This window comes from Mesorhizobium sp. M4A.F.Ca.ET.022.05.2.1 (assembly GCF_003998845.1).
Lineage (GTDB): Bacteria > Pseudomonadota > Alphaproteobacteria > Rhizobiales > Rhizobiaceae > Mesorhizobium.
Map to the genome: position 1 here is coordinate 1 of NZ_RZOJ01000564.1, position 3054 is coordinate 3054.

The 3054-nt window shown below is 63.4% G+C and carries 3 protein-coding genes; all 3 read right to left on the reverse strand.

Annotated features, from left to right (window positions below):
• Positions 1-295, reverse strand: a 295-nt coding sequence (locus tag EN745_RS32730; RefSeq protein ID WP_145992270.1) for an NAD(P)-binding domain-containing protein, incomplete at its 3' end; no start/stop codon positions are given.
• 107 nt (positions 296-402) lie between these two features.
• Positions 403-1200, reverse strand: a complete 798-nt coding sequence (otnI, locus tag EN745_RS32735) for a 2-oxo-tetronate isomerase (protein WP_127423160.1) — start codon at positions 1198-1200, stop codon at positions 403-405.
• A 26-nt stretch (positions 1201-1226) separates the two neighbouring features.
• Complete coding sequence (gene gcl, locus EN745_RS32740; RefSeq protein WP_127423161.1) at positions 1227-3008, reverse strand: glyoxylate carboligase; 1782 nt, start codon at positions 3006-3008, stop codon at positions 1227-1229.
• Positions 3009-3054 lie beyond the last annotated feature (46 nt).

Consider the following 3054-nt stretch of genomic DNA (forward strand, 5'->3'; position numbering starts at 1 on the left):
GCGAGATCGAACTCATGTCGATGACCAGCTTGCCTTTGGACAGGCCGGAGGCGACTCCGTTCTCGCCGAACAGCACGTCGGCCACCTGCGGCGTGTCCGGCACCATCGTGATGATGACATCAGCCGCCTTCGCCACGGCGGCATGGCCGGTGATGGTCTTCAGCCCTTTGCCGATCAGGTCAGCCGGCGGTTTGGAGCGATGGTCGCTGGCGACGACGGGGTAGCCGGCATCCAGCAAATGCCCCGCCATCGGCGCGCCCATGATGCCGAGGCCAATAAAGCCGATGGTTTCCATTGTTTCGCTCCTGAAATTCGTAACTGCAACTAGCCGAAGGTACGGCGCTGCCCTTCATCCGCCTGCCGGCACCTTCTCCCCGTATAGTGACGGGGAGAAGGAAGGCTTTAGGCGGCCGCGCTGCCCTGGCCGGCCAATGCCTTGAACCAGCCCAGCCCTGCGTCCGTGCCGGCCTTCGGCTTGTATTCGGCGCCAATCCAGCCGGCATAGCCGAGCCGGTCGATGTGCTCGTAGAGGAAGGGATAGTTGATCTCGCCCGTCCCCGGCTCGTGACGTCCGGGATTGTCCGCAAGCTGGATATGCGCGATACGGCCGAGGTTTGCCTCGATGGTACGGGCGAGATCCCCCTCCATGATCTGCATGTGGTAGATGTCGTATTGCAGGAACAGGTTCTTCGAGCCTATGCGGTCGATCAGCGCCAGCGCCTGGTCGGAATAATTCAGGAAGAAGCCCGGAATGTCCCGGGTGTTGATCGGCTCGATCAAAAGCCTGATGCCGGCCTGCTCCAGCTTCTCGGCCGCGAAAGCCAGATTCTCGGCAAAGACGTTCTCCAGCACCGCTCGGTCGGCTCCCTGTGGGGCGATGCCGGCAAGGCAGTTGATCTGCTCGCAGCCGAGCGCATGCGCATAGGTGATGGCCTTGGCCACCCCTTGCCGGAATTCCGGTACCCGATCGGGAAGCACGGCTATGCCGCGCTCGCCCTTTGCCCAGTCGCCCGGCGGCAAGTTGAACAGAACCTGGGTCAGCCCGTTCTCCTTCAGGCGCGCGGCGACGACGTCCGGCGCATGATCGTAAGGGCCGATATATTCGACGCCCTTGAAGCCGGCGCGGGCGGCGGCATCGAAGCGGTCGAGGAACTCGTGCTCGCCAAAGAGCATCGACAGATTGGCTGAAAAACGCGGCATTCTTTTTCTCCTTCTCCCCGCCGGGCTCAATCCAACATCATGATGGCCGTCGGCGCATCCTCATTGCGTTCGGCCAATTCCTCGAACTCGGTGATCTTGTCGATTTCCGTGCCCATGGAAATGTTGGTGACGCGTTCGAGGATGAATTCCAGAACGACCGGAACCTGGTGCTCCTTCATCAGGCGCTGCGCCTCCTTGAAGGCGCCGGCGAACTCTTCCGGCTTACGCACCCTAACCGCCTTGCAGCCCATCGCCTCGGCGACCGCGACATGGTCGACGCCGTAGCCTGCCTCGGGGTCGTTGGCGCGGTTGACGTTCTCGAAGGCGAGGCTGACCTCGTAGTCCATCGAGAAGCCGCGCTGCGCCTGGCGGATCAGGCCGAGATAGGCATTGTTCACGACGACGTGGAGATAGGGCAATTTGTGCTGCGCCCCGACCGCCAGTTCCTCGATCATGAACTGGAAATCGTAGTCGCCGGAGAGCGCGACGATATCGCGGTCCGGATCGGCCGCTCGCACGCCGAGGGCGGCCGGCAGCGTCCAGCCGAGCGGGCCTGCCTGGCCGCAATTGATCCAGTTGCGCGGCTTGTAGACATGCAGGAACTGCGCGCCGGCGATCTGCGACAGGCCGATCGTGGTGACATAGGTGGTGTCGCGGCCGAAAGCCTTGTTCATCTCCTCATAGACGCGCTGCGGCTTCAGCGGCACCTGCTCGAAATGCGTCTTGCGCTTCATCGTCTTCTTGCGCTGCTGGCATTCCTTCGCCCAGCCCGACCAGTCGCGCAGCTTGCCCGCCGTCCGCCATTCGGTGGCGACGTCAAGCAGCATCTTCAGCGCGGCGCCGGCATCCGAGACAACGCCGAGGTCCGGCGCGAACACGCGGCCTATCTGGGTCGGTTCGATATCGACATGGATGAATTTCTTGCCCTTGGTGTAGACGTCGACCGAGCCGGTGTGGCGGTTGGCCCAGCGATTGCCGATGCCGAAGACGAAGTCGGCTTCCAGCATCGTCGCGTTGCCATAGCGGTGCGAGGTCTGCAGCCCGCACATGCCGGCCATCAGCCGATGGTCGTCAGGGATCGTGCCCCAGCCCATCAGCGTCGGAATGAGCGGCACGCCGGTGACCTCGGCGAACTCGATCAGCAGGTCGGACGCGTCGGCATTGATGATGCCGCCGCCGGCGACGATCAGCGGCTTTTCCGCCTGATTGAGCATCGTCAGCGCCTTCTCCGCCTGGGCGCGCGTCATCGCCGGCTTGAAGGGGGCGAGCGGCTCGTAGGCGTCGATGTCGAATTCAATCTCGGCCATCTGCACATCCACCGGCAGGTCGATGAGGACCGGGCCGGGCCGCGACGAGCGCATCAGATGAAAGGCCTTCTGCAGCGCCATCGGCACCAGATAGGGTTCCATGACGGTGACCGCCCATTTGGCGACCGGCGCGGCGATCGCGGCGATGTCGACGGCCTGGAAATCCTCCTTGTTGAGGCGCGCGCGGGGAGCTTGGCCAGTTATGCAAAGGATCGGAATGGAATCGGCCGCCGCCGAATAGAGCCCGGTGATCATGTCGGTGCCGGCCGGACCGGAGGTACCGATGCAGAGGCCGATATTGCCGGCCTTGGCCCGCGTATAGCCTTCGGCCATATGCGAGGCGCCTTCGACATGGCGCGCGAGAACGTGACGAATGGTGCCCCTCGCCTTCAGCGACGAATAAAGCGGGTTGATCGCCGCGCCCGGCACGCCGAAGGCGCACGAAATGCCCTCCTTTTCGAGAACGAGAACGGCAGCGTCGACAGCGCGCATCCTGGCCATTTGCAAAGCCTCCACGAATTTGTTGGTTGGCTGAGCATGCCAGCAC